This window comes from Shewanella sp. FJAT-51649 (genome assembly GCF_019457435.1).
Taxonomy (GTDB): domain Bacteria; phylum Pseudomonadota; class Gammaproteobacteria; order Enterobacterales; family Shewanellaceae; genus Shewanella; species Shewanella mangrovisoli.
In genome coordinates this window covers 1,836,829-1,862,628 of the sequence record NZ_CP080411.1, presented here as the reverse complement: position 1 = coordinate 1,862,628, position 25,800 = coordinate 1,836,829, and the positions used below count along the sequence as shown (strand labels likewise).

The window sequence follows — 25,800 nt, the reverse complement described above, 5'->3', positions numbered from 1 at the left end:
AATCTTGTAAATCCTCAATATCGGACGCGGGATGGAGCAGCTTGGTAGCTCGTCGGGCTCATAACCCGAAGGTCGTTGGTTCAAATCCAGCTCCCGCAACCAATTGATGGATAACAAATAGAAGTAATAATCGGACGCGGGATGGAGCAGCTTGGTAGCTCGTCGGGCTCATAACCCGAAGGTCGTTGGTTCAAATCCAGCTCCCGCAACCAATTATCGACTTACAATCACTAGGCCAGCATTAAGCTGGTTTTTTATGCCTAAAATTCACTTCTTGTGTATCTGATTCGTTTCAGCCAATGGTAACGACTCGCTCGTCGGGCTCTACTATCTATAAGCAACAGACGAAGTGGCTGGTTTAAATCCAGCACAAGTTGCTAGCCATCAACTCACTCAGTTTACTTATCTTTTCCCCCGCCCCTGTTTGGCTTTATATACCTTATCTCCAAAAGCGCCGGCGATTTTTATCAAGCCTAATAAATGCCACGATTTCAGTCATAAATGCCAACAGAGTCGTTTGCCGCCTAATGCGCATTTCTGCTATGATCCATCGCTGACTAATCATAATTCCACAAATTGACAGATAATCAGCACTTAGCTTTTATCTTGCGATACCAACCCATCGCCTGCAGGTACAAATATGATTAACCACTTTAGTGTGCTCGGTATCAAACCTAGCGCCAAAGAAGACGACATTAAAAAAGCCTATCGCCGGCTCTCAAACAAATACCATCCCGATAAGTTGTTAGGTGCCTCTGATGAAGAAAAAGAACAAGCATCACAACAACTTGAGCGCGTTAAAAAAGCTTATGAAGTGCTCTCAGATCCCAAGCTTAGAAATGCGTTTATCCGAGACTTCAATAATGTGATCGTGACCGATCCCAATGGCGCGATGCGCGAATTGTGGGATCAATTTTACCCTTAAGCGGGTTATTTCCAGTGCAACACTGGGAGTGCCAAATTAATGAGCTTAGTTTGCCAAGCCCCTTAATTTGAACCTTTTATTGCAACACGGTTTATTTTGAGAAGCTGTTTGTTTGATAGCTTTTTATTTCGAGACATGCCCATGGCCAAAAAACTGAATATCTCACGCATTAATGAGCTTAAAACCAATGCCTACGACAATATCGAGTCCTATGATGACCCGGATACGCCCAAGGCACTAGAGCAATTTACCAGTCAAATCAAAAAAGTATTACAGGCTGACCCTAAAATGCTCGAGTCGGTACCCGAGTATCTGCCTGTGGCACTCTATGGCCGAGTAAAATTCCCAAGTGATGCCAAACTCAAGTGGGCTCACTGGATTAATACCGCAACGCAACCCGAGTGGGACGAGTTCAAGGTCACTATCGGCTTTAACAATGCCGATGTCCCCTTAGTGCAGGCGGTGCGCGCCTATTCAGAAGATTTATTGATTGAAAGCTGCGCTGTACTCTATTTACTGGAAAATCAAGGCAAAAGTGCACCTGCGCCTAAACGCAGCGCTGACGATGATTTTGAAGACGAAGACAGTGATTACGCCGATTATGCCGATGACGACGATGATGATGGCGAAGAGGAAGATGGCTACTACGATCACTACGATGATGAGGACCGCTAATGAACACTAGTCTCATTGAAATAACCGTTGCCGAGATTAAAGAGCTCGCCGATGTCGAGCCAAAACAGGCCAGTAAACGTTTCGAACTCATCGCCACCACAATGAACGATGAGCAATTAGTCGAAGTCATTGAAAAAATGGACATTGTGACCCTGACGCAAATCAACAGTCACCACGATATCTCCTGCCCGTCAATTATGTCGGAGCTGATGACCCCTGAACAAATTCGCGACATCGTCTGTCAGCAACCATTGTATTGGGAAGAAAAAATCAAGAACAATGCCGAAGAACTTATTCAGCATACCTTTGATTTTTTGACCTATTTAATTCGCATCCAAGATAGCGAAGAAAAACAAACCGCTATTTTAGAGTGCATTGCCGAAGATCCCGCCGGCCTCTTCTATCTGTCTATCCCCTTTATCGAGATGATGCTGGGCGAACGCCACGACGATGAAGACCACTTCAACGATTATTACGACGATGAAGAAGATACCGACACCGTCGGCTATGACAGCCGTGTCGACAGTGAAGAAGCCCATAGTTTAAGCCTAGATGATCCACGTAGTCTGATGGCGTTAATCCATGAGCTGGCACCCGATGTAGAAAAAGCCATTAAAAACCTACTGCGTAACGAAAGCTCTGGCTGGGAAATGATCATTAACAAGTTCGTCAATGAACTGGTTATCCAAGCGAAAGAGAAAAACCAAGTCACGGACGAATACGCAGAAGTGGATGATATGTTTAGCTTTTTAGATTAAGGATCCCTAGATGCAACTGGTACTGCGTGATTTAGACCAAGGCCCATACCTGAGCAAGGTGTTGGCTAAAGGCCAAGCAGACGACACCCTTAGCGGTGAGCAGCTCGCACAAATCAAATCTAAAGCCATTTTGATGAGCCTCAAATTGGCAGATAAGTTCTACAACAAGTACAAGATGCACTTACTGGAACAGGCGGCGCACGATGTGATTGGCGTCGTCAGTCTCGGATTAATGGAACTGTCTGATCAGGACCAACAGCAAGCGGTGCGTTTATTGCTCACCGCCGATGGCGTGGTCAAATGCTTCCAAAAGGGTTGGAGCATGCTCAGCGTCGTCAGCAAACATAAGCTGGTGAATGGTAAGTCGCTCTATGGTGACGTGGATAAATTCCTGCTGGAACAAGTCTCTACGCCGCCAGATGCCGAAGAGTGGCTGGGCTATGAGGCCTACCAAGATGCATTGGCCGAGCACCAACGTCAGCAATCGATTGCAGCGCTAATGGCGCAGTTTTATGCCCAAACTAGCTATGATCCTTTGGATTTCTTAAATCTGGAGAGCGTATTGGCCGAAGCCGTGCTGTATCGGATGTTGTTTGATAATGCCAAAGTCAGACAAGATCTGAAAAAGCGCATTGCCAAAATCAGCTTGCAGGACGAATGGTTTAGCCTCGAGTATATCGAGCAGCAAACCCAAAAAGCCTTGGCGGAACTCCCCGCGGAGCTGGCCGAGACTATCGGTAAAGATTTAGGTAAAAACTTTGCGCCAGCATTGCTGCGTACATTGAATTTCGCGAAAAGCTACCGCGAACTGCTGCTGAGCGACGCCTCCCCTGAGCGTTTAGAAAGATTCGAGCATAAAGAAGGACTCGTCGGTCTACTCGGCTGGCCACTTTATATCGTGCTTTAATCCTAAGCGGGGCGCTAATCAATTAGCGCCCCGCTTTTTATCTACCATCAGAAGTTGCTTACGCTTCCTTTATCGTCTCGCCACCTGCTGCAATACAAAATACCGGCATAGCCGCATCGGGGCGAAGGTAGCCCCAAATCCTGATCCCTTGTGCTTCTTTGCTGTAGGGGAGCCGATACTTGTGCAGTTGCGCCTCGATATAATCAGTAAAATCCGTGGTTTTTTCCGGTAGCAATCTGCCGCGGTGTTCTCTTTTGAGCGGATCAATCTCAAGCCATTCAATCCTCTCGCAAATTGCGAGTAACTCGTCCCACCACACTGGCGTGAAACCAGGGTTTGGTCCTTCATCTTCCAGCAGCTTATAACGCACATGGGGCACAAAGTCCGGCTTTTCATGGAGCGCCTGCTCAAGCTGACGCCATTTGGTGAGGTTTATCACTGAGGTTAATTGATGCTGATTGAGGTACACCAAGGTGTCTGCATTCATTGCGATGCGCCTGCTCCCTGTGAGTAAAAATCCATACGTGGCGTCATCTTAGCTTAAGCGAGGATGTACTTACAGCGACTTAGCTTGAATTTAAAGCACGCGATTGTGAATTAAAGTAAGCGAATAAACGTAAAAAAACCTGCAATAGCAGGCTTTTGATATTTAAAGAAAGAGGCTAGCGCTTAACGGAATGTCAGTGACGTGGTATCCGTTAATTTATCATTGTCTTTCACGGTTAACTCGACCGTATGTAGTCCGCGGCGTGCTTGGCGAAACACCACAGGACCACTCGCACGGCTACCGTTATCAAACTTCCATTTATGCTGTTTGATCACACCATCGGTGTCATAGCTGGTCGAAATAAACATATCGACTAACCATAAATTGATGTGCTGAATTTGCGCAACGGGTGGCTTTTTCACGTTCTCAACCACTACAGACACCATTTGTGAGCTGCTATGGCTTAAACCGTCATTATCGGTCACGGTTAACGTCACTAGATAATCACCAGTTTGCGCATAGGTGTGGGATACCGACTCACCCATGGCTTGGCTATTATCGCCAAAGTCCCACTCAGTAGAGACGATTTGGCCGTCGCTATCAATGGAGGTTGAAGTCAATTGCACACTCCCACCATTCACAAGCTGAGTAAAGCTGGCTTCAGGAGCCACGTTTTCCGCTTCGAGCAGGAGTGAAATCACCACAGGATCATGATCCGATGAGCGATAAGCATCACTGGCATAAAGGTCTTGCACCTGCGCAGCCGTCTTAAACTCTTCGTTGTAATCTAACACGCGCGGCTCGTCGGTATTGATATGCCACTCGGTCACATCTAGGACTTTATCCACTAACGCGGCATTGGCTAGCGCATGGTCTAACTGCCCTGATTCACCCGAGAATACATAGGAATAAGGATTGGCTTTTTCGAGTTTTGCAAACAACTCGCTAAAGCCAGCGTTAGCCAATGCGCTTAGCGGATCTTCCTTAGCGTAGGAGTTTAAGTCGCCAATCAGCAGTACGCCTTGCTCTGGATACTGCGCGGCAATCCACTGCCCTGCCGCCGTTGCTGCGCGGGTACGGGTAATATTGCAGTTACCTTGACCATCGTTCATATCTGGATCGCCTGCACACTCACTGCCCTTAGATTTCAAGTGATTAACCGCAACGACTACACTCTCCTCACTGCCGTTTAGCACGAAGGCTTGAGTCAACATAGGGCGGTTTTTGCTGTCGTCGAACAGTGGCTGCGCGGCGTCATCCAAGGGAGAGTTAGCACTCGATAAAATACGCGCATCACCCTGAGGGCTCACTTTGTCGCTGCGATAGATGAGACCGACGGTAATCGCATCCGTACCGATCGCACTTAAGTTGTTGCCATTGACCTTTGGAATAACATAGGCATAGCGATTTTCACCCACGGCGGCATTGAGGCCCGCCACGAGATCGGCAATCGCCGAGTTAGCGCCAAAGCCATCGTTCTCGATTTCCATCAGACCAAACACATCGGCACTGATCCCTACCATGGCGCTGACAATCTTCGCTTTTTGACGCTCAAACTCACTCAGGGTATTGGCACCGCGCGCAGTAGGGAAACCGCCGCCCTGTCCATCGCCATTAAAGTAGTTCAGTACGTTAAAGCTGGCGACTTTCAGATTGCCACCTTCGGCAAGCACTGGCGATTGTGGACGAGGATTTTCTGCCACAAAATTAACTGGCTCAGTCGGCATAATGCGATAAAGATTAAAGCCATAGTGCATAACGCCCGTCAGGCTCGTGGCTTTGTCACCCACACGCACAGTGTTCGATGCGCTTAAACCTGGCGCCGGGAAAATCACAGGATCAGGGTTCTGCGCCGTTAAGCCATCGTCGAGTAAAATACTGTCTTTGAGATTGGCAGCAGTGACGGCTAAGGCATCTGTGCCTGGCGCGGCCACTTGCGTCCCAATAAAGTGACGGCTGCTACCGAGTGAAATTTCACCATAGCGGCCCAAGTTGTAGACTTCGTTCACCACCAGGTCTTGGCTAAAGCGGACGCGCATGCCTTCAAAGGGTTCAAAGTCATCGCTCGAATTCACAGGTAAGGTCACCACGGCGGCTGTCGGTAGGGTCTGACCTGCGGCGCACAACTTATGATCGGCAACCGTAGTCAGTTCCGTTAAGCCTTGATATTCAGTGACTTTAGCCTTTAAGCGTACACGGTCGCCCGCCACATAACCCGTTGGCGCATTACCGGTATAAACAAACACCCCTTCCGAGGTTTGTGGATCGTTATCGGCTTCGTTGTCGGCCATTTGCACGAAGATGCCCTTGAGGCCAGCTTCTTGGTTACTCACCACTATGGCTTCTACCACTAAGGTTTGTCCGTTTAACGGACTGACATTGGTCGAACCTTGCAGGGCATGGATAGGCGTTGAGGCTTCACCACAGGCTAATGAACTCGGTGGCGGCTCAACAGGATCGGTTGGAGTGCCCGCGCTGAACTTACCCAGATCCGAGATATCGTCTTTGGCAAAACCTAACCATGTATTAAAGGTGACTGCATCATCAATAATGGGATCGGCGATTAGCTGTTCGGGATTGCGGCGCAGGGTATTGTCCTGCGTCGATAAATCACCACTGCCCCACTCACTGCCGGGATCTACACCCACTTGGCCCAAACTATCAATCACTTGGTCTTGATAGGTCAGTACAATGGCATCGTCACCATTGAAAAAACTCGCGCTGCTTTGTTGATTTGTCACCGCCAGAATATCGGCCGATGCATCATTATCAGCAACCACATGAGTCGCCCCTGCGGCTAAGGTGCCGGTCAGGGCGATAGTCGTGCCCACCGTTGTGCTACCATTAAAATAGAAGCGCAATTGATACTGGCTTAAATCGATGCTGCTGGCGGTTGGGTTGTATAACTCAATGGCTTTGTTGTTGCTGCTGCCTTCAACATATTCAGTAATAATCAGATTATCGGCAGCATGGGCAAACCCACACACGCCACTGATGGCTAACGCCAACAGCGTTTTGTTATTAAACATAATGACCCCTAATAAGTATCTTTTTTATATTGGTATTGAAGTTAAAGACTTACGATTTCACGAAGCGCTTAGCCTCGAAAACTGACGATACTATAGGGAATCAAGGTTACAAATTAGTTGCACGCAAGTTGCAACTTAAGATGGATATTTAGGCGGCAATTTAGCGGATTGGACTAGGAAAAATAGCAAAGATGGCGGGCATGGCTCACCATCTTGTTAAAGATCATCAGAGTAGCCCCTTATAGCGGCATCAACTGCTCATCGAGTAAGCTGACTAACAACAATTCTCCCTTATCGCTGACTCTAAACTCACCATACTTTGCTTGGCTGAAGTGGTCGGCTTGGCCCTCTTCAAAGAAAAAACTATTTGAGGCGAGTTTTACTCTATGATTGCGTAGGCGAAAATCTACCGTGAGTTGCTCGGCAGCTTTGGGTTGATCACGGTAAATTCCGACAAAATGCGCCACCTTTTGCGAGTCGAGCGTCAACAGCAGTTGTCCCTGCGTCATCCCCTCGGGCAACGCGGCGCGCACCTCCTGCGCAATAGCATACTCCAAGGCCATATAATCCCCCTGCATAATCGAGCGAGGATCCACTGGCGCTAAGGCAAAACGTACCACTTGGCCATCCTGTAATAACTGCTCAAACTGAGCGATTCGCCAGTTGATGCTTATCAGCAGTACCGCAGCGGTAAACACCACTAAGACTATGGCGCGCTTATGAAAACGGCTTAATGCTAAGGTCGCTTGATTCATCATGCTTACTCCTTTGCTGCGACCAGCACTTGTTTGATGGGAAAATAGCGCCACATCAGCAATCTCGCGATAATAAGCACTCCGCCTAATCCCATCAAATACAGAGATTTAAGCATTAAGGTCGTCTCTAGGGAATAATAATAGCCCGCCGCAAACACCAGCCCAGAGGCAATCCCCATCCCCTTAAGCCACACTTCATGCCCGTAGTGCCCTAACAATATCAGCAGCACAGCCGTCGATAAGCCCTGCATTGGCAAAGACAGTGCACTAATAAGCACTAACCCTAAAAGCGCGAACAATATGGCAGGATGGGTGAATGGGATCTGCCATTGCTTACACAGACTCAGGAGCAAAAAGCTGCAGATGGCAAACACGACCAGTAAATGAATCGCGGTTATCCCCGACTGCCACCCCACGGCATACAACTGCGAAAACTCCCTATCCAGACTAAACACATGCATAAGTTGAATGGTGAGCAGATTTGCACTCGTGGCAAAAATCCACATTCTCGCCCTTTGATAGTGGTGCCCAGTGCGGTGAAGATTGAGTAGCACAACACTAGATAGCAATAGCCACTGCGTCGGCGTTAACGATAAGAGATGCCACTCGGCCAACAGGCCGGTGACACAGGCACTACAGCCAAATGCAAATACCCACTGGGCCGCAGCGTGCTTGATAATCGCCCAAAGCAGTAAAAACAATGCAGCCATGCTCAGATACCAAGCCAGATTGAAGGCTTCGCCGAGTAAATCAAACAGCCCCCAAGCCAAGGCAAGCGTGCCGCTTAAGCAGGAGGCAAAGGCAAACTGCTGCAAAAAGTGCTGTTGGCGCCCGCCCCAATATAAGGCAAGCCCTAAGCCTAGATAGCTACCACCGATAAAGAGTGCCGCGCCGCCTTCGAATCGCCCCAATAGGCTATCGAAAAGTGACACCATAAAACCTAATAAAAACCAAGCGGCTATCCAGGCTGCACCGGCTTGCATCAAGGCGATATACCAAGGCATGTCTTGCGATTCGGGTAACTCGGGGGAATTCACTGCGCCCTGAGCATACAAACTCTGCCACAGAGATTGCATCGACTCATTCTGGAGCTCATTCTGATGCTTATTCATGGCTTAGCCCCTCATTCTCGCTGGGTGTCTGCGTAGGCGAGATTCCCGCTTTAGCTTGCCGATGCAGTCGCCTTAACACCGCACTTAAGCCTGTGCTCGCTAAAATGATGTAAAGCCCAATCAACAAAAAGCCGCCAATGGGATCGCTATCGCGAAACAGCAGTTCGGTGAATAGCGCCGCGCCAACGGTAATCAAGCTAAAGCCACCCAACGCCAAGGGATAAACCTGCAATCGTTTGTGCCTGAACCACCAGAATCCAAACAATAGATGGCCAACGTAGCCAACCCACACACCGACAAGCAGCGGCTTAGTGTCACTCGGCTCAAAAATCATCCAACATACCAGTAAGGTAAAGCACCCCATGGCCGTCAGCGAACTCGCATACTCTACAAATGGCGCATGCCAACGTCTGCTGCTACTGCCGAGAAACACAAAACCGTAGTAGATAGTCAGATTAAGGACCACGAAGAAACATAACCACAACTGTTCATCTAGCCAGAGCGAAGTCGTATCGGCATACAGCCCAAGGCTTAAATTGACTAGCCCCACCAGCAATAGCCATAGGCCATCAAAGCCTGCCACCCACGCGAAGGGCAGAATCACAAGCGCCCAAATGGCGAATAACTGCCAAGGGTCTGCGCCAGTTTGATAGGTTTGCCCGACCAGGGCTAACAATCCTCCCACCAACAGGCTCACCACCAGCAGCGCAGCATTGGCAAGGGTTGCTCCAAATAAAGAATGAGAAGGGTCAACGAGCCGCTTCGCCGCACTGCGATAATACAGCCAGACAAAGCTGACAAGGCTAATCAATAGTGCCGCTTCAATCAGCGCAAACTTGCTCATTCGCTCGAGGGACTGCCAGTTATAGGCAAAAAAGAAAATCACTCCGCAGGCAAAGCTTAACGCCCCCGACCATTGTAAAAGCTGTGCTAATAAGCTGCGCCAACTGGCGGCGTTGGGTGGTACGGATAACTGTCGATAGAGTTCATTTGCCTCGGTTGGCGTGATATGTCCCTGTTCCAGCCATTCATAGACGTGCGAGGTAAGATGGCGCAATCTGAAATCTCCCTATTATTAGCTGACGTGACAGCGCAATTTCATCAGATGCTATCACTAAGTGCTACAACTAGGTGCGCAACAAACCAGCCAAGTAAATTGCCAAAGATAGTCCCTATTGTATTGATCAATAGAGCAAATAGATAAGTGAATCTTCAGCCTTATCCATAAATCAACCAAAGGGATAAAAGCACTGTCTTTTGAAGGGTAAAATGGTCAATTAAACTAAAGTGCTTGTAGCTGCAGTGGACTCAGCACAGCAAGCAAGGCTATCAATAGAAATACTAAGGATTGCAAACGTAGGCGCAGGCTGGCTTGGGGTGGGGATAATAAGGCCACGTAAAACAGCCAAATCGCATACATACCGTAATTAAGCCCCAAAAACAGCAATAAGCTGTAGCCATACATTTCAGGAAGGAGTTTGAGGGCACACACCAAAAACACAGCGGTAGTGGATAAATAGAATACGGATTGGCAATAAAATAGCGCGCTAACCCACTGTTTATCTGGCTCAGACAAAGGCGTATTCATCAACTTCGGCAGCCGCTTTTGTTTCCCCTCCACTAAGTGGTAAACGCACGCGCCAGCGCTCAGGATTGTTGCTATTGCCAGACTGATCATTGGTTATCTCTCGCCCTTATTCGCTGCCATCAGGCCCTTGCATATCTAGGGAGTAAGACCCGCCAAAGCTCAACTCTATTGCAGGTGCTTAACGCTAATTCAAAAAATCATTCTTCAGATAATAAAACAAAGGAGCCTCAGGCTCCTTTGTTTATCACGCGCAATACTTACATGGTGGCCATGGTCCAGTAATCGAGGCGCTTTTGCGGATCGGCTAACAGGTTTTTACATTCTTCTTTGTATTTGCCCATCAGCGCACCTAAGTTACTTGAGCCGCCTAAGCTCTGGATCTGGCGCGCCTTAGCGTCGGCCACCGCTTGGGTGACTTCGGCTTCTGACTGATACTTCTTCGCCAGATTTTCAGCCTCGACCTTAGAGGTTTTTAAACGCTCACCCACCGCCTGCATTTGCGGAGCATTCATGGCGCCAATGGCCTCGGAACTGATTTGATAATAAGCAGCACATTCAATGGCTTCTTTACTAAAGGCCTTTTCTGCCTCATCGGCAACTACACTATGGCTCACAGTTAACATTAAGCCGGCAACGGCAAACGCTTTAAACATCTTGTTGTCCTTTTTATTCGCAATTAAGCATAAACTACTTAAGCAATGAGTGGATCTCAAGCTCGTAAGTTAAAAATTTCTGATCCCGCACAAAGCCTAAGGCCTCATACAATCCCTGCGCGCGAACATTCTCCTTTTGGGTCTCGAGCACTAAGGCGCGAGCGCCCTGGGCTTTGGCATACTCAGTCGCCTGTTGCACCAAGGCCCGACCAATGCCGACACAACGCGCATGCTGGGTGACAAACACATCGTTTAGGATAAAAATCGGCGCCAAACGCAGCGATGAATAACTGGGATACAACTGCACAAAACCCAACCCCATTCCCTCGGGTGAGCGCGCGATAAACACCACGGACGAGGCATCCTGCAAACGCGCACAAATAAACTGCTCCGCCGCCGGGACATCATCCTTACAGCCGTAAAACTGCCGATACTCATTAAATAACAGGGCAACCTCATGACTATGGGATACGTCAGCGCGAGAAATAATGTTTGCCATCGGCCTTTCCTACCTCAAATCTACGGGCGTGTTGCGACTCCAAATAGCGAATGAATGCCGCCATTTGAAGCCTCGACTCGCCCTACTCTACCGGTCGTTGCTGTAAGCGAAATGCTAAGTTGTGTTTCACTGTGGCCCATTCAGAATCGATTATGGAATACACCACGGTATCGCGGATCGTGCCATCCTTGAGGATCTTATTGTTGCGCAGCACGCCATCTTGCTTAGCGCCGAGGCGGGCAATGGCTTGGCGGGATGCTTGATTATGCCAATGGGTGCGAAACTCGACGGCAATGGCATCGAGGGTTTCGAAGGCAAAGGTCAGTAGTAATAACTTGGATTCGGTATTGATCCCCGTGCGCTGGACGCGCTTGGCGTACCAAGTGTAACCAATCTCCAAATGGCGATGCTCGCTCTCCCAGTGGCAGATACGGGTGCAGCCGACAATCTCACCGGAGAGACGGTCGCGCACCGCAAACGGGAAACTCTCGCCGCGCGCTTTCTCATCCAGAGCTTTAGTCACATAGGCTTTCATCTCACTTGGCTCTGGCACACTGGTAAACCATAAACGCCACAACTCGCCATCCGCCACCGCTAAACTCAAGGCGGCAACATGGGATAAAGATAGGGGTTCCAGCACGACATGTTCGCCCGTTAAACAACCTAAAAGATCGCGTTCGCCCACAGTATCGCCTCCATTAGCTGACTAAAAAGTGTGTCCTTGCGCACATTTTTTACTAGCCTAACATTAATCTAAAATAAAAAAACCTCTATTTTCAATGTGATTTGATAATTTCATTCTAGGTGCAGGCGCTAAGATTTCCTTAAGCTTCGCCGTCGAAAATGACGTGTTGATGAATTGGATTAGGCAGATGTTGTAGTCGTTCTGATGCAGCCAAATAACGCAGGGATCTAAAGAGTTCGGATAGTGATGACTCCCCTTTTGGTCTAGCGTTAGCGCAAACTAGCAAAAGTGAACAACTTAGACATCGATTTGACGGATGTCGATAACGCTGCTCCATTAAGATCAAAAAAGCGCAGTGTTTACATAGAAACACTGCGCTTTTACGTCGCAATCAGCCTTTGGCTATCTCAAGTCAAAACTACCTAAGATTAAAACCCGTGCACGCTATTACTCACCCTAAACCAGCCGGCAATACTGTTGCGCTGGGCTAAGGTTTTACTGACCTCATGGGGGAAGCGCTCGCTTAAGAAAATCACAAAGTGGCCCATTTTAGGCGCGATGCGTTCAATCTCATTATCGGCTTCATCGTAAATAATCAGCTCGCCACAGTCTGCTGGCGTCCAATCGGGATTTAAGAAAAATACTGTGGTTAAGATACGGTTTTGACTGCCTTTTAGCGCATCCACATGCTTCTTATAAAAGGCGCCGGGTTGATACACAGCATAATGGCTTTCGTAGTCGAATAATCCCATAAATAATCGACGATTTAGGCCATCCTTTAACTGCGTCATCAAGTCTAAATACAGGCTATCTGGCTCGCTCTGCTCCTCCAGCCACTGGATCCTATCACGGCGGATATCAGGGTTGAGTTGCTGCTCTGCACCACGTCCAATCGAAGCCGCTTTGAGCTCATGTATTTCTGTTGCTTGGATTTTTTCCAATAATACTTGGCTAATGGGGTGAGGAATTAACTCGGGTAAAAAGATATAGCCTTTGTCTACCAAGGCGTCAGCGATCACATCCAGCACTGCTTCACTTAATTGCGAAACCATTAATGCTACATCCAATAATAAGAAGCTACGCTTTAGCTGTACTCAAGGGCTCAAAGGAGGGGAAACTGAGCCTGATTTTCGAGGGGCGTCGATACGGGATAAAGAAGCTATCCCACAGTCAAATTTGGCGGGATTTTAGAGTAAAGATTATCGAAAAACAATAGCGTAAAAAAAGGCTTGATAGGTTGCCCTACCAAGCCTTTGGCCCTTTTTACAATGAATCGTTTAATCGACTAAACCACGACGCTTTAATAAGGCATCGGTCGTGGGTTTTTGACCGGTAAAGTGGATGTAATCCTGCATCAGATCTTCGCTGTTACCTTTAGACAATACCGCATCACGGAACTTATCGCCGTTTTCGGCTTTCAAGCCACCATGTTGGCCCATATAGGCAAAGGCATCGGCGGCAAACACTTCCGTCCACAGGTAGGCGTAATAACCAGCAGAATAGCCACCGGAGAAAGCATGGCTAAAATAGCTCGACTTATAACGCGGTGGAATCGGCGCGAAATCGAGGCCGTGTTTGGCTAACACTTGATGCTCAAACTGTTCCACATCTTTGATTTGGGTGTCGGCACCAATCGAGTGCCATTCCATATCCAGTAATGCAGCAGCTAAATACTCTACAGTATCAAAACCTTGACCAAATTTATTCGAGGCTAAGATTTTATCGAGTAAGGCTTTTGGAATAGGCTCACCGGTTTGGTAGTGCTTGGCGTAATTGGCAATGACCGCAGGGTCAATATTCCAATCTTCGTTAACTTGAGACGGAAACTCCACAAAGTCACGCGCCGTAGAGGTACCCGCTACACTTGGGTATTTCACCTTGGAGAATAAACCGTGCACCGCATGACCAAATTCATGGAACATAGTGGTCACTTCATCGAAGGTCATTAAGGTTGGACCGTCGGCAGGTTTCGGGATATTCAGTGCGTTATACACCACAGGCTTAGTGCCTAGTAGGCCGCTTTGAGTGACAAATTCATCCATCCATGCGCCGCCGCCCTTGCCTTCACGGGCATAAGGGTCAAGATAGAACAGACCAATAGAGCTGTTATCTTTATCGAAAACCTCAAAGGCGAGGACATCGCTATTCCATACTGGTAAATCGGTGCGCGGTTTAACGCTGATGCCGTAGAGTTTGTGCATCGCGAAGAACAAACCATCCTTCAGCACAGAGTTAAATTCAAAGTAGGGTTTGATGCTGCTCTCATCGAGGGCGTACTTTTGTTGACGCACTTTCTCGGCGTAATAAGCCCAATCCCAAGGTTGTAATTCAAAATTACCGCCTGCCTTTTTGATTTCGGCTTGGATATCCGCCGCATCGGCCTTAGCGTGGGCCAACGCCTTAGGCGCCAAGTCATCTAAAATTTCATACACGGCAGTTGGCGTTTTAGCCATTTGGTCGGCCACGGCATAGGCTGCCCAAGTATCAAAGCCGAGTAGATTGGCTTTCTTAGCGCGCAGCTGCGCCATCTTCACGATTAAAGGGCTATTGCTGGCAACGACGCGGTGAGCTGAGGTTTCCCAGACTTTTTGGCGCAGTTCGCGGTTATTTAAACTGGCTAAGATAGGCTGACGCGTCGTATTCACTAAGGTGATCAGGTAACCCGTTTTACCCGCCGCCTGTGCTGCGGCCGCTAAGGTGGCGATTTCGCTATCAGATAAACCGTCCAGTTGTGCTTTATCGGTCACAACAATCACATCGTCTTTAAATGACTTTAAGCTGTTTTGGGAAAACTCAGTCGCAAGGGTCGCTAACTCAGCATTAAAGTCGCGCATTTTGGCTTTATCGGCATCGGATAATTTGGCCCCAGCACGTACAAACTGCTCGTAATAAAACTCGACTAGGCGCTTATCTTCGGCATTTAACCCAGCACGTTGTTGATACACGGTTTCGACACGGGCAAATAAACTTGGATCTAAGTAAATATTATCGCGGTGAGCCGACAACTTAGGCGCTAAATCCGCCTCGTTTTTTTGAAAATCATCGTCGGAGATTAACCCCGCCAGATTGAAGAAGGTGCGTGACACTCGAGTTAACAACTCACCCGAGGTTTCCATGGCTAAAATCGTATTCTCGAAGGTTGGCGCCTGTTTATTGGCAATAATGGCGGCAATTTCAGCCTCATGTTCCTTTATGCCCTGCGCAAATGCGGGGGCATAATCCGAACTCTTGATCAGATTAAACTGCGGAGCTTGATCCTGCAGTGGACTCTTACTCAATAACACATTGGTCGCATCAGCTTGAGTCGATGCGGCAGCTTGTGTCGCAACCGCATTGGCGGCCTCAGTATTTGCTGCCGGTTTTTCTGAGCAAGCGCCCAATAACAATGCCGCGGCCACGGCAGTAGTAATAACAGACTTACGCATAGGAACTCCCTAGAGTGTTACTGCCCTGTCTTTATATTTTTTAAGTGAAAGGTGCGAGTAACGGATTTTGGCTTCTCTTCCAACTGACGCATAGTTTGGGCGCCCGTTTTCGACGCACAACCTTAGCAAGTTAAGCGAGCTTCGGCCAAGTTTTCAAAGCCTAGGATCGAGGGGAATTTGTATCTCTTTATGTGTGACGGCCGTCAAACGACGGCATCAAGGGGCTTTTGTCTGCGATTGAGCGACGAGCGGTCATAGGTAAGGCGTACAAACAATCAAGTTTTTAACTGGTAGAATTTATTTTATAAATAAAAGCTTAGGCAAAAACACCTCATAAAAATCGGCAACATTATCTCAAAGATTCATCGAATATAAGCGCAGGCGAAATTCAATCAGCTAACAAATATTAATTATTCTTAATAAACTGCTGGCAACATCGAATTAACCAGCCGATGAATAAAAATACCGCAGCCATGGTGCACAAATTAATCAATCAAGCGCCTAGTCACAATTTGAAACAGCTTTTATCCAATTAATGTCACATTCAGATCATCAAATCTCTTTATAATCCCCGTCCGTTAACTGAATGACGCGATGACCTAACGGTTCTTTCGTCATGAATTAACAGGATGATGGACATGTTCTCAAAAGAACATGTATTAGGGTCAAATAAATATAAATAGAGAAAACGATGTTAAATAAAAAACTACTCGCAGTGATGATCACTGCCGCCCTAGGCGTAAGCGCCTGTGGCTCGGATGATGAGCAAATCGTTCAAGCGGATTTACGTGTATTAGAAACCACGGATCTGCACACAAATATCATGGATTTCAACTACTACAGCGGTAAAGAAGATCCGACAATCGGTCTAGCTCGTACCGCTAGCCTTATCCATGCCGCCCGTAAAGAGGCCAAAAACAGTGTACTCGTAGATAACGGCGACCTGCTTCAAGGTAGTCCTATGGGTGACTATATGGCTAAAGTCGGCCTACAAATGGGCGATGTTCACCCCGCCTATAAAGCAATGAACCTATTAGATTACGAAGTAGGGAATATCGGTAACCACGAATTTAACTATGGTTTAGATTTTTTAAATAAATCACTTCATGGTGCAGAATTCCCTTATATTAACGCCAACGTCTATTGTGCCGACGATAATGGCTGCTGGAATGATGTGAAAAAAGGTGAGCATTTATTCACCCCTTATATCATTAAAGAAAAACAAATCGTCGATAGCGAAGGAAATAACCAAACCATTAAGATTGGTTATATTGGTTTTGTGCCACCACAAATCTTATTGTGGGATAAACAAAATCTTACTGGCAAAGTAACGGTTGAAGATATTGTTGCGACCGCCAAGAAATATGTGCCTGAAATGAAAGCAAAAGGCGCGGATTTGATTATCGCAATCCCCCACTCTGGTATTGGTTCGACCGAAAATCCTGGCGATCCTATGGCAGAAAACGCAACCTATGCCTTGACCTATGTTGACGGTATTAATGCCATCCTCTTTGGTCACAGCCACTCTATTTTCCCCGATGCCAAATATGCCGACTTACCTAATACAGACGTGACTAAGGGTCTGTTAAATGGTGTGCCAGCCGTCATGCCTGGACGCTGGGGTGACAACTTAGGTGTGGTCGACTTTAAACTCGAGCGTAAAGACGGTAAGTGGTCTGTGCTCAGTGCCACCACTAAGGCACGTCCTATCTATGATGGCGCAACTAAAACACCATTAGTCGAAGCCGACGCCGCCATCCATGATGCCGTTGCCGCCGAGCACCAAGGGACACTCGCCTTCGTGGACGAACCGATTGGGGTTGCTGCCGCCGATATGTACAGCTTCTTGACCTTAGTACAGGACGATCCAACCGTACAAATCGTTTCTGACGCGCAAATTGCTAACGTCAAAGCCAAACTCCCCGAGGCGTTAAAAGATCTGCCCGTCTTATCGGCTTCTGCGCCATTCAAAGCCGGTGGTCGCCACGGTACAACCAGTGATGCAGACCAATATGTACAAGTGGATAAAGGCGCATTGACCTTTAAAAACGCCGCCGATCTTTACCTCTACCCCAACACTATGGTGGCGGTCAAAGCAACGGGTGCTGAACTGAAAGATTGGCTGGAGTGTTCGGCTAACCAATTCAATCAAATCGATCCAACCAAGACTACGCCGCAGGAGTTAATCAACTGGGATGGTCACCCAACCTATAACTTCGACGTGCTCGATGGCTTGACCTACAAGATTGATGTGACTCAACCAAGTAAATTCGACCGCGACTGCGCTGTCGTCAATGCCAATGCTAACCGTATCGTCGATTTAAGCTACACAGATGCCAACGGTAAAGTCTTCACTGGCGAAGAGTTTGCGGCCAAAGAATTTATTGTAGCCTCAAATAACTACCGCGCCTTTGGTGGCAAGTTTGCCGGTACCGGCAGTGATCATGTGGTACTCGAACTGCCAGATACTAACCGTGAAGCCTTAGCGGCCTATATCACGGCGCAATCTCAGTTCAACGAAACCACAGGCAAGTATGATGGCATGGTCAACCCAAGTGCTGACTACAACTGGGATTTCAAAACCATCAGCACCAGTGTTGCGTTAGATATTCGCTTCCAAACCCAAGATAGCGATAAAGCCGCTACCTTTATCGAAGCAAATAAACAACGCGAAATGACCAAGATTAGTAAAGATGAACTCGGTTTTGCCGTGTACCGCATCAACCTAAGCCAAGATAAAGCGAAGTAATTTGCGTTATTGCGCTTAAGTTAAGCCAACGTCAGGCTAAACTCAGTCTCGTACTTAGGCAAGAAAAGGCTCCCAGTGAGCCTTTTCTTTATTCTACATCGCAGCCCAATATCGATGATATGTATCGCGCTTTGGGCACCCTTTGTGTTCTTTGTGACCATCAGCTTAGCTCTCCACTTTGTGTTAACGGCTATCTCACTTATCATTAGTGCGTGATATCAACCAAGAGAAAGCCTATGAAATCCCCCTCTATCCTGTGCGCATCCGCCATACTGCTTGCCAGCCTGCAACCCGTTAGTGCCGAAGTTCTCCTGCAACTGCCAAGTGATGTCGAGCTGTTAACTGTGAATGGACAAAAGCCATTAAGCACCTCGCCAGTCACGCTGAGTAATGGATTGAACCAAATTGCGTTTCGCTACAATGCCCAGTACCGCAAACAGGCTAATTCGGTGCGCTATCAATCGGACGTGCTGATCATCCGCTTTAATGAAACCGACCAAGCATTACAGCTCAAACTGCCCAGTATCGACTCGGCAAAAGCTGCAAAGCAGTTCGATGAGTCACCGTCACTTACGCTTTTAGATAAGCACAATCAAGCGATTAGCTTCGACCAAGACAGATTAGTGAAAAACGGGCTTCAGATAGGCCGAAACTTCGAGCAGGAAATCTTTCAATACAATCAAGGCCAACATCCCGCATCGATAACGCTTGCCGCAGTGCAAAACCAGCCTCAAGTATCAGCAACAATGACTGCACCAACTCTGCCAGTCGCCACTTCTGCGCCATCAACAGCCGTAACCGCAAGTGCTGCCGCATCAACAGCTGCAGTAACACAAGACGCAACAACAGACTCGCCGACCCAAGCTGAAATCAGCCATATGCTGGATTATTGGTATCACCTCGCCGATGACGCCACCAAAGCAAAATTCAAGGCCAAAATTAACGGGCAATAAGCGTATTCGTTAGGTTTTGGCAGTAATAAGGGAGTAAGGCACGCGACCCAATACAGAATAGAGCAGCCTAGGTTGCTCTTTTTATTGGCCTAATGTTATTTGCTTAAATTGCTGGGTGGTAAGCGTGAGTTCAGTGAGAATATATAAAGAGAGTAAAGAGGATAAAATTGAAACACCAAAAACAAAAAAGCCAGCTTATTCAGCTGGCTTCATTGTTTATTTAGGCGCTTGGCGATGACCTACTCTCACATGGGGAGACCCCACACTACCATCGGCGCGATTGCGTTTCACTTCTGAGTTCGGGATGGGATCAGGTGGGACCACAATGCTATTGTCACCAAGCAAATTTGTTATTCACTTACCCGTCTTATCTTTATGCAGGCAGTAAATTAATTCGGAAAGCTGTTTGAGTTGCACTTCTTAAGTGTTTGTATTCAAGCTAAGTACTGTACGACCTCCAGGGAAGGAGGAAGTACTGGAAAATGTCTGGAACATTTTCAGTAAAACCCATCTGGGTTGTATGGTTAAGCCTCTCGAGTCATTAGTATCAGTTAGCTCAACGCCTCACAACGCTTACACACCTGACCTATCAACGTCCTAGTCTCGAACGGCTCTTTAGTGGACTTAAAGTCCAAGGGATGACTCATCTTGGGGCTCGCTTCCCGCTTAGATGCTTTCAGCGGTTATCGATTCCGAACATAGCTACCGGGCAATGCCATTGGCATGACAACCCGAACACCAGCGGTTCGTTCACTCCGGTCCTCTCGTACTAGGAGCAACTCCCCTCAATCATCCAACGCCCACGGCAGATAGGGACCGAACTGTCTCACGACGTTCTGAACCCAGCTCGCGTACCACTTTAAATGGCGAACAGCCATACCCTTGGGACCGACTTCAGCCCCAGGATGTGATGAGCCGACATCGAGGTGCCAAACACCGCCGTCGATATGAACTCTTGGGCGGTATCAGCCTGTTATCCCCGGAGTACCTTTTATCCGTTGAGCGATGGCCCTTCCATTCAGAACCACCGGATCACTATGACCTACTTTCGTACCTGCTCGACGTGTCTGTCTCGCAGTTAAGCTGGCTTATGCCATTGCACTAACCGTACGATGTCCGACCGTACTTAGCCAACCTTCGTGCTCCTCCGTTACTCTTTGGGAGGAGACCGCCCCAGTCAAACTACCCACCAGGCACTGTCCTTAACCCCGATTAGGGGCCCAAGTTAGAACATCAACACTACAAGGGTGGTATTTCAAGGACGACTCCATCAGAACTAGCGTTCCAACTTCAAAGTCTCCCACCTATCCTACACATGTAGGGTCAATGTTCAGTGCCAAGCTATAGTAAAGGTTCACGGGGTCTTTCCGTCTAGCCGCGGGTATACGGCATCTTCACCGCAATTTCAACTTCACTGAGTCTCGGCTGGAGACAGCGTGGCCATCATTACGCCATTCGTGCAGGTCGGAACTTACCCGACAAGGAATTTCGCTACCTTAGGACCGTTATAGTTACGGCCGCCGTTTACCGGGGCTTCGATCATGAGCTTCTCTTGCGATAACCCAATCAATTAACCTTCCGGCACCGGGCAGGCGTCACACCGTATACGTCATCTTGCGATTTTGCACAGTGCTGTGTTTTTGATAAACAGTTGCAGCCACCTGGTATCTGCGACTGCCGTCAGCTTAGGGAGCAAGTCCCATCACCAACAGCAGCGTACCTTCTCCCGAAGTTACGGTACCATTTTGCCTAGTTCCTTCAGCCGAGTTCTCTCAAGCGCCTTGGTATTCTCTACCCGACCACCTGTGTCGGTTTGGGGTACGATTCCCGCTAACCTGAAGCTTAGAAGATTTTCCTGGAAGCATGGCATCAACTACTTCATCCCCTTGGGGACTCGTCATCAGCTCTCAGTGTATAGTGACCCGGATTTGCCTAAGTCACCCACCTACCACCTTAAACGCGGACTACCAACGCCGCGCTAGCCTAGCCTTCTCCGTCTCTCCATCGCAGTTAGCGGAAGTACAGAAATATTAATCTGTTTCCCATCGACTACGCCTTTCGGCCTCGCCTTAGGGGTCGACTCACCCTGCCCCGATTAACGTTGGACAGGAACCCTTGGTCTTTCGGCGAGGGGGTTTTTCACCCCCTTTATCGTTACTCATGTCAGCATTCGCACTTCTGATACCTCCAGCGTGGGTTACCCCTTCACCTTCAACGGCTTACAGAACGCTCCTCTACCGCGCAACCCTAAAGGATTGCACCCGTAGCTTCGGTGGTATGTTTAGCCCCGTTACATCTTCCGCGCAGGCCGACTCGACTAGTGAGCTATTACGCTTTCTTTAAATGATGGCTGCTTCTAAGCCAACATCCTAGCTGTCTAAGCCTTCCCACATCGTTTCCCACTTAACATACACTTTGGGACCTTAGCTGACGGTCTGGGTTGTTTCCCTTTTGACGACGGACGTTAGCACCCGCCGTCTGTCTCCCGGATAGCACTCTTTGGTATTCGGAGTTTGCAAAGGGTTGGTAAGTCGGGATGACCCCCTAGCCTTAACAGTGCTCTACCCCCAAAGGTGTTCGTCCGAGGCGCTACCTAAATAGCTTTCGAGGAGAACCAGATATCTCCCGGTTTGATTGGCCTTTCACCCCCAGCCACAAGTCATCCGCTAATTTTTCAACATTAGTCGGTTCGGTCCTCCAGTTGATGTTACTCAACCTTCAACCTGCCCATGGCTAGATCACCGGGTTTCGGGTCTACGCCTTGCAACTAAACGCGCAGTTAACACTCGGTTTCCCTACGGCTCCGCTATTCGCTTAACCTCGCTACAAAACGTAAGTCGCTGACCCATTATACAAAAGGTACGCAGTCACGGTCTCAAGAACCGCTCCCACTGCTTGTACGTATACGGTTTCAGGTTCTATTTCACTCCCCTCACAGGGGTTCTTTTCGCCTTTCCCTCACGGTACTGGTTCACTATCGGTCAGTCAGGAGTATTTAGCCTTGGAGGATGGTCCCCCCATATTCAAACAGGATATCACGTGTCCCGCCTTACTCGTTTTCATCAAAGGTTAGTTTTCGTGTACGGGGCTATCACCCTGTGCCGCTGGACTTTCCAGACCATTCCACTAACACCCCTCTGACTTAAGGGCTAATCCCCGTTCGCTCGCCGCTACTAGGGGAATCTCGGTTGATTTCTTTTCCTAAGGGTACTTAGATGTTTCAGTTCCCCTCGTTTGCCTCGCAACGCTATGTATTCACGTTACGATAACAGCTTATGCTGCTGGGTTCCCCCATTCGGACATCGTTAGCTCAAATGCTTGTTACTAGCTCGCCAACGCTTTTCGCAAGTTACTACGTCCTTCATCGCCTCTGACTGCCAAGGCATCCACCGTATACGCTTAGTCGCTTAACCATACAACCCAAATGAGTTTCACTCACCTAGGTCGTTGCGACCAGCTGGTTTTACTTGTCTCATTTCCGACCAAGGAAATGGACTCGCCTTAGACTTGAATATTCAAGACACTTAAAAAGTGTTTTAAGAACTCAATTTTTTCGTATTAACACAACGACAGACATCATTGCATTAATTACTATCAGCTTTCCAAATTGTTAAAGAGCGGGCTTAAAAAAGCCAAAGATAATTTTTCAGTTTATCTTTGGCATCTCTAACCAGATTGCAGTAAATGGTGGAGCTATGCGGGATCGAACCGCAGACCTCCTGCGTGCAAGGCAGGCGCTCTCCCAGCTGAGCTATAGCCCCATTTACATGCAGTGCGAGTATCAGATGTCCAACCCTCAAAGGATTGGTGGGTCAGAGTGGACTTGAACCACCGACCTCACCCTTATCAGGGGTGCGCTCTAACCAGCTGAGCTACAGACCCATCTTTTACTCTATCTTCTATCAAGCAAATCTGTGTGAACACTCAACAAACATCGAGTTAGTCGTATAGGTAAGGAGGTGATCCAGCCCCAGGTTCCCCTAGGGCTACCTTGTTACGACTTCACCCCAGTCATGAACCACAAAGTGGTGAGCGCCCTCCCGAAGGTTAAGCTACCCACTTCTTTTGCAGCCCACTCCCATGGTGTGACGGGCGGTGTGTACAAGGCCCGGGAACGTATTCACCGTGGCATTCTGATCCACGATTACTAGCGATTCCGACTTCATGGAGTCGAGTTGCAGACTCCAATCCGGACTACGACGAGCTTTGTGAGATTAGCTCCACCTCGCGGCTTTGCAACCCTCTGTACTCGCCATTGTAGCACGTGTGTAGCCCTACTCGTAAGGGCCATGATGACTTGACGTCGTCCCCACCTTCCTCCGGTTTATCACCGGCAGTCTCCCTAGAGTTCCCGCCATTACGCGCTGGCAAATAAGGATAGGGGTTGCGCTCGTTGCGGGACTTAACCCAACATTTCACAACACGAGCTGACGACAGCCATGCAGCACCTGTCTCAGAGTTCCCGAAGGCACTAAGCTATCTCTAGCGAATTCTCTGGATGTCAAGAGTAGGTAAGGTTCTTCGCGTTGCATCGAATTAAACCACATGCTCCACCGCTTGTGCGGGCCCCCGTCAATTCATTTGAGTTTTAACCTTGCGGCCGTACTCCCCAGGCGGTCTACTTAATGCGTTAGCTTGAGAGCCCAGTGTTCAAGACACCAAACTCCGAGTAGACATCGTTTACGGCGTGGACTACCAGGGTATCTAATCCTGTTTGCTCCCCACGCTTTCGTGCCTGAGCGTCAGTCTTTGTCCAGGGGGCCGCCTTCGCCACCGGTATTCCTCCAGATCTCTACGCATTTCACCGCTACACCTGGAATTCTACCCCCCTCTACAAGACTCTAGTTTGCCAGTTCGAAATGCAATTCCCAGGTTGAGCCCGGGGCTTTCACATCTCGCTTAACAAACCGCCTGCGCACGCTTTACGCCCAGTAATTCCGATTAACGCTTGGACCCTCCGTATTACCGCGGCTGCTGGCACGGAGTTAGCCGGTCCTTCTTCTGTAGGTAACGTCACAGCTGCAAGGTATTAACTTACAACCTTTCCTCCCTACTGAAAGTGCTTTACAACCCGAAGGCCTTCTTCACACACGCGGCATGGCTGCATCAGGGTTTCCCCCATTGTGCAATATTCCCCACTGCTGCCTCCCGTAGGAGTCTGGGCCGTGTCTCAGTCCCAGTGTGGCTGATCATCCTCTCAGAACAGCTAGGGATCGTCGCCTTGGTGAGCCATTACCTCACCAACTAGCTAATCCCACCTAGGTTCATCCAATCGCGGAAGGCCCGAAGGTCCCCTCCTTTCCCCCGTAGGGCGTATGCGGTATTAGCAGTCGTTTCCAACTGTTATCCCCCACGACTGGGCAGATCCCTAGGCATTACTCACCCGTCCGCCGCTCGCCACCTCATGAGTAAACTCACTTGTGCTGCCGCTCGACTTGCATGTGTTAGGCCTGCCGCCAGCGTTCAATCTGAGCCATGATCAAACTCTTCAATTAAAAGTTTTGTGAACCCTAAGGTTCGGCTCAATGAATTCTGATTTGTCGTTTCAACTCGAAAGTCAAAACAAACTGTACATATTGCTATGAACACTCATTCATTGATTTAAATTTTGATTACTCGCCAAACGGCAGAGTAATTTCGATTAACTCAACACCTGTGAGTGTCCACACAGATTTGCTTGATAAATTGTTAAAGAGCATGGTTATTTGCTTTAAGCGCCTAGCGCTTTATGCTTTCACCGTTGACCCCGCTGGGCCAGTGGATGCGCATTATAGGGATGTCAGATTTTACCGCAACCCCTTTAGGCAAAATAATTAGAAAAACCGAAGTGAGTGTGCATTTTTTAAACCAAACATCGGTTTTAGCGCCTAATTCGCTGTAATTTCCATCACTTTGGCTATCTCTATCATCTAGCTAACGCCGTTAGCATCGCTCACAAAGCAAAACGATAAAGCCAATACCGCACTTTTTTTCTTGTTAAGCTCGTGCCTCAAGTTCAATCTTACGATTCGAATAGATTGATGCGCGCTTTAAGTAGCAAGGATAGGCTACTTCTTTAAAAATCCTGGCACATCGGCAATGCTATCGAGCACTACAGACGCCTCGCTATCATCAGCAATGGCTTTACCTGTACGGACGAGGATACGTGTCGGCACCCCTGCCGCTTTGGCCGCGAGCATATCGTCTGCTTTATCGCCCACCATCACCGACTGCGACAAATCGATTTTCAGGAATTTTGCCGCATCGAGTAGCATGCCTGGTTTTGGCTTGCGGCAATCGCAATCAACTTTATATTCACCGAGACCTTTTTCATTATGATGCGGGCAATAATAGATGCCATCGAGGTCGACACCTTTATCGGCAAAGTTCCAATCCATCCATTCGGTGAGACTGTGGAATTGATCTTCGGTATACATGCCACGGGCAATGCCCGACTGATTGGTGACCACCACCAATTTGTATCCCATTTGTTTTAATGCAAGGCAGGCTTCAAACACACCTTCTATATATTCAAAGTCATCCACCTGATGCACATAACCATGATCTTTGTTGATCACACCATCACGGTCTAAAAATACGGCTCGATTGACTGTACCCACA

Annotated in this window: 18 protein-coding genes, 4 tRNA genes and 3 rRNA genes; 8 read left to right on the top strand and 17 right to left on the bottom strand. The window is 48.3% G+C overall.

The window, feature by feature from the left end; all coding sequences use genetic code 11:
• Positions 1-25: 25 nt before the first annotated feature.
• The 6 genes from K0H59_RS08390 to K0H59_RS08365 all read left to right on the top strand — a co-directional run bounded on the left by K0H59_RS08390 (position 26) and on the right by K0H59_RS08365 (position 3,265).
• A tRNA-Met gene (locus K0H59_RS08390) sits at positions 26-102 on the top strand.
• 33 nt (positions 103-135) lie between these two features.
• Positions 136-212 (top strand) — tRNA-Met (locus K0H59_RS08385).
• 428 nt (positions 213-640) lie between these two features.
• Complete coding sequence (locus tag K0H59_RS08380) at positions 641-925, top strand: DnaJ family molecular chaperone (RefSeq protein ID WP_011622321.1); 285 nt, start codon at positions 641-643, stop codon at positions 923-925.
• A 141-nt stretch (positions 926-1,066) separates the two neighbouring features.
• Entirely contained in the window at positions 1,067-1,600 is a 534-nt protein-coding gene (locus K0H59_RS08375) for a hypothetical protein (RefSeq protein WP_220055234.1), read from the top strand.
• On the top strand, positions 1,600-2,358 hold the full coding sequence (locus K0H59_RS08370; protein ID WP_086904444.1) for a hypothetical protein: 759 nt from the start codon (positions 1,600-1,602) through the stop codon (positions 2,356-2,358). Before K0H59_RS08375 ends, K0H59_RS08370 begins: the two co-directional genes overlap by 1 nt.
• Positions 2,359-2,368: 10 nt before the next feature.
• Positions 2,369-3,265: a hypothetical protein gene (locus tag K0H59_RS08365; protein ID WP_011716640.1), complete on the top strand. Its 897-nt coding sequence runs from the start codon at positions 2,369-2,371 to the stop codon at positions 3,263-3,265.
• 58 nt (positions 3,266-3,323) lie between these two features.
• Here K0H59_RS08365 and K0H59_RS08360 read toward each other — a convergent pair whose 3' ends face one another.
• The 11 genes from K0H59_RS08360 to K0H59_RS08310 all read right to left on the bottom strand — a co-directional run bounded on the left by K0H59_RS08360 (position 3,324) and on the right by K0H59_RS08310 (position 15,498).
• Positions 3,324-3,752 carry a DUF6678 family protein gene (locus tag K0H59_RS08360; RefSeq protein WP_220055233.1) on the bottom strand — a complete coding sequence of 143 codons (429 nt, stop codon included), beginning with the start codon at positions 3,750-3,752 and terminating at the stop codon, positions 3,324-3,326.
• Between the two features lie 182 nt (positions 3,753-3,934).
• Positions 3,935-6,781 carry an ExeM/NucH family extracellular endonuclease gene (locus K0H59_RS08355; RefSeq protein WP_220055232.1) on the bottom strand — a complete coding sequence of 949 codons (2,847 nt, stop codon included), beginning with the start codon at positions 6,779-6,781 and terminating at the stop codon, positions 3,935-3,937.
• A gap of 239 nt (positions 6,782-7,020) precedes the next feature.
• Positions 7,021-7,536, bottom strand: a complete 516-nt coding sequence (locus tag K0H59_RS08350) for a GDYXXLXY domain-containing protein (RefSeq protein ID WP_220055575.1) — start codon at positions 7,534-7,536, stop codon at positions 7,021-7,023.
• Between the two features lie 5 nt (positions 7,537-7,541).
• Positions 7,542-8,648, bottom strand: a complete 1,107-nt coding sequence (locus K0H59_RS08345; protein WP_220055231.1) for a DUF4401 domain-containing protein — start codon at positions 8,646-8,648, stop codon at positions 7,542-7,544.
• On the bottom strand, positions 8,641-9,705 hold the full coding sequence (locus K0H59_RS08340; RefSeq protein ID WP_220055230.1) for a DUF2157 domain-containing protein: 1,065 nt from the start codon (positions 9,703-9,705) through the stop codon (positions 8,641-8,643). The genes K0H59_RS08345 and K0H59_RS08340 overlap by 8 nt, the downstream gene beginning before the upstream one ends.
• A gap of 225 nt (positions 9,706-9,930) precedes the next feature.
• The gene (locus K0H59_RS08335) at positions 9,931-10,326 is read right to left on the bottom strand and encodes a hypothetical protein (protein ID WP_220055229.1); all 396 of its coding nucleotides are present in this window, start codon (positions 10,324-10,326) and stop codon (positions 9,931-9,933) included.
• Between the two features lie 167 nt (positions 10,327-10,493).
• Positions 10,494-10,889 (bottom strand): hypothetical protein, encoded by a 396-nt coding sequence (locus K0H59_RS08330; RefSeq protein WP_011625878.1) that lies wholly within the window; start codon positions 10,887-10,889, stop codon positions 10,494-10,496.
• A gap of 34 nt (positions 10,890-10,923) precedes the next feature.
• Positions 10,924-11,388, bottom strand: coding sequence for an N-acetyltransferase (locus K0H59_RS08325; protein WP_220055228.1), 465 nt, complete (start codon positions 11,386-11,388; stop codon positions 10,924-10,926).
• Between the two features lie 82 nt (positions 11,389-11,470).
• A complete protein-coding gene (locus K0H59_RS08320; protein ID WP_220055227.1) occupies positions 11,471-12,073 on the bottom strand; it encodes a GNAT family N-acetyltransferase in 603 nt (200 codons plus the stop codon).
• A gap of 428 nt (positions 12,074-12,501) precedes the next feature.
• Complete coding sequence (locus K0H59_RS08315) at positions 12,502-13,125, bottom strand: 2OG-Fe(II) oxygenase (protein ID WP_220055226.1); 624 nt, start codon at positions 13,123-13,125, stop codon at positions 12,502-12,504.
• 225 nt (positions 13,126-13,350) lie between these two features.
• The gene (locus K0H59_RS08310) at positions 13,351-15,498 is read right to left on the bottom strand and encodes a M3 family metallopeptidase (RefSeq protein ID WP_220055225.1); all 2,148 of its coding nucleotides are present in this window, start codon (positions 15,496-15,498) and stop codon (positions 13,351-13,353) included.
• Between the two features lie 691 nt (positions 15,499-16,189).
• Between K0H59_RS08310 and K0H59_RS08305 the strand changes: the two genes are divergently transcribed.
• Together K0H59_RS08305 and K0H59_RS08300 are read left to right on the top strand one after the other, a co-directional pair.
• Positions 16,190-18,247 carry a bifunctional 2',3'-cyclic-nucleotide 2'-phosphodiesterase/3'-nucleotidase gene (locus K0H59_RS08305; RefSeq protein WP_220055224.1) on the top strand — a complete coding sequence of 686 codons (2,058 nt, stop codon included), beginning with the start codon at positions 16,190-16,192 and terminating at the stop codon, positions 18,245-18,247.
• A 236-nt stretch (positions 18,248-18,483) separates the two neighbouring features.
• A complete protein-coding gene (locus tag K0H59_RS08300) occupies positions 18,484-19,200 on the top strand; it encodes a DUF2057 domain-containing protein (protein ID WP_220055223.1) in 717 nt (238 codons plus the stop codon).
• 226 nt (positions 19,201-19,426) lie between these two features.
• Here the strand turns inward: K0H59_RS08300 and rrf are convergent.
• The 6 genes from rrf to gmhB form a co-directional block, all read right to left on the bottom strand.
• Positions 19,427-19,542, bottom strand: a 5S ribosomal RNA gene (rrf, locus tag K0H59_RS08295).
• A gap of 178 nt (positions 19,543-19,720) precedes the next feature.
• A 23S ribosomal RNA gene (locus K0H59_RS08290) occupies positions 19,721-22,613 on the bottom strand.
• 272 nt (positions 22,614-22,885) lie between these two features.
• Positions 22,886-22,961 (bottom strand) — tRNA-Ala (locus K0H59_RS08285).
• Between the two features lie 44 nt (positions 22,962-23,005).
• Positions 23,006-23,082 (bottom strand) — tRNA-Ile (locus tag K0H59_RS08280).
• Between the two features lie 70 nt (positions 23,083-23,152).
• Positions 23,153-24,695: ribosomal RNA gene (locus K0H59_RS08275) — 16S ribosomal RNA — on the bottom strand.
• The 16S, 23S and 5S rRNA genes sit together here with 2 tRNA genes alongside, the layout of an rRNA operon.
• Before the next feature lie 552 nt (positions 24,696-25,247).
• Positions 25,248-25,799, bottom strand: a complete 552-nt coding sequence (gmhB, locus tag K0H59_RS08270; protein WP_011625872.1) for a D-glycero-beta-D-manno-heptose 1,7-bisphosphate 7-phosphatase — start codon at positions 25,797-25,799, stop codon at positions 25,248-25,250.
• Position 25,800 lies beyond the last annotated feature (1 nt).

Coding starts and splice junctions, on each gene's coding strand:
- K0H59_RS08305 (WP_220055224.1), top strand. CDS start 16,190: ATGTTAAATAAAAAACTACTCGCAGTGATGATCACTGCCGCCCTAGGC.
- K0H59_RS08380 (WP_011622321.1), top strand. CDS start 641: ATGATTAACCACTTTAGTGTGCTCGGTATCAAACCTAGCGCCAAAGAA.
- K0H59_RS08315 (WP_220055226.1), bottom strand. CDS start 13,125: ATGGTTTCGCAATTAAGTGAAGCAGTGCTGGATGTGATCGCTGACGCC.
- K0H59_RS08345 (WP_220055231.1), bottom strand. CDS start 8,648: ATGAATAAGCATCAGAATGAGCTCCAGAATGAGTCGATGCAATCTCTG.
- K0H59_RS08375 (WP_220055234.1), top strand. CDS start 1,067: ATGGCCAAAAAACTGAATATCTCACGCATTAATGAGCTTAAAACCAAT.
- K0H59_RS08360 (WP_220055233.1), bottom strand. CDS start 3,752: ATGAATGCAGACACCTTGGTGTACCTCAATCAGCATCAATTAACCTCA.
- K0H59_RS08370 (WP_086904444.1), top strand. CDS start 1,600: ATGAACACTAGTCTCATTGAAATAACCGTTGCCGAGATTAAAGAGCTC.
- K0H59_RS08335 (WP_220055229.1), bottom strand. CDS start 10,326: ATGATCAGTCTGGCAATAGCAACAATCCTGAGCGCTGGCGCGTGCGTT.
- K0H59_RS08310 (WP_220055225.1), bottom strand. CDS start 15,498: ATGCGTAAGTCTGTTATTACTACTGCCGTGGCCGCGGCATTGTTATTG.
- K0H59_RS08300 (WP_220055223.1), top strand. CDS start 18,484: ATGAAATCCCCCTCTATCCTGTGCGCATCCGCCATACTGCTTGCCAGC.
- K0H59_RS08355 (WP_220055232.1), bottom strand. CDS start 6,781: ATGTTTAATAACAAAACGCTGTTGGCGTTAGCCATCAGTGGCGTGTGT.
- K0H59_RS08330 (WP_011625878.1), bottom strand. CDS start 10,889: ATGTTTAAAGCGTTTGCCGTTGCCGGCTTAATGTTAACTGTGAGCCAT.
- K0H59_RS08365 (WP_011716640.1), top strand. CDS start 2,369: ATGCAACTGGTACTGCGTGATTTAGACCAAGGCCCATACCTGAGCAAG.
- K0H59_RS08350 (WP_220055575.1), bottom strand. CDS start 7,536: ATGAATCAAGCGACCTTAGCATTAAGCCGTTTTCATAAGCGCGCCATA.
- K0H59_RS08325 (WP_220055228.1), bottom strand. CDS start 11,388: ATGGCAAACATTATTTCTCGCGCTGACGTATCCCATAGTCATGAGGTT.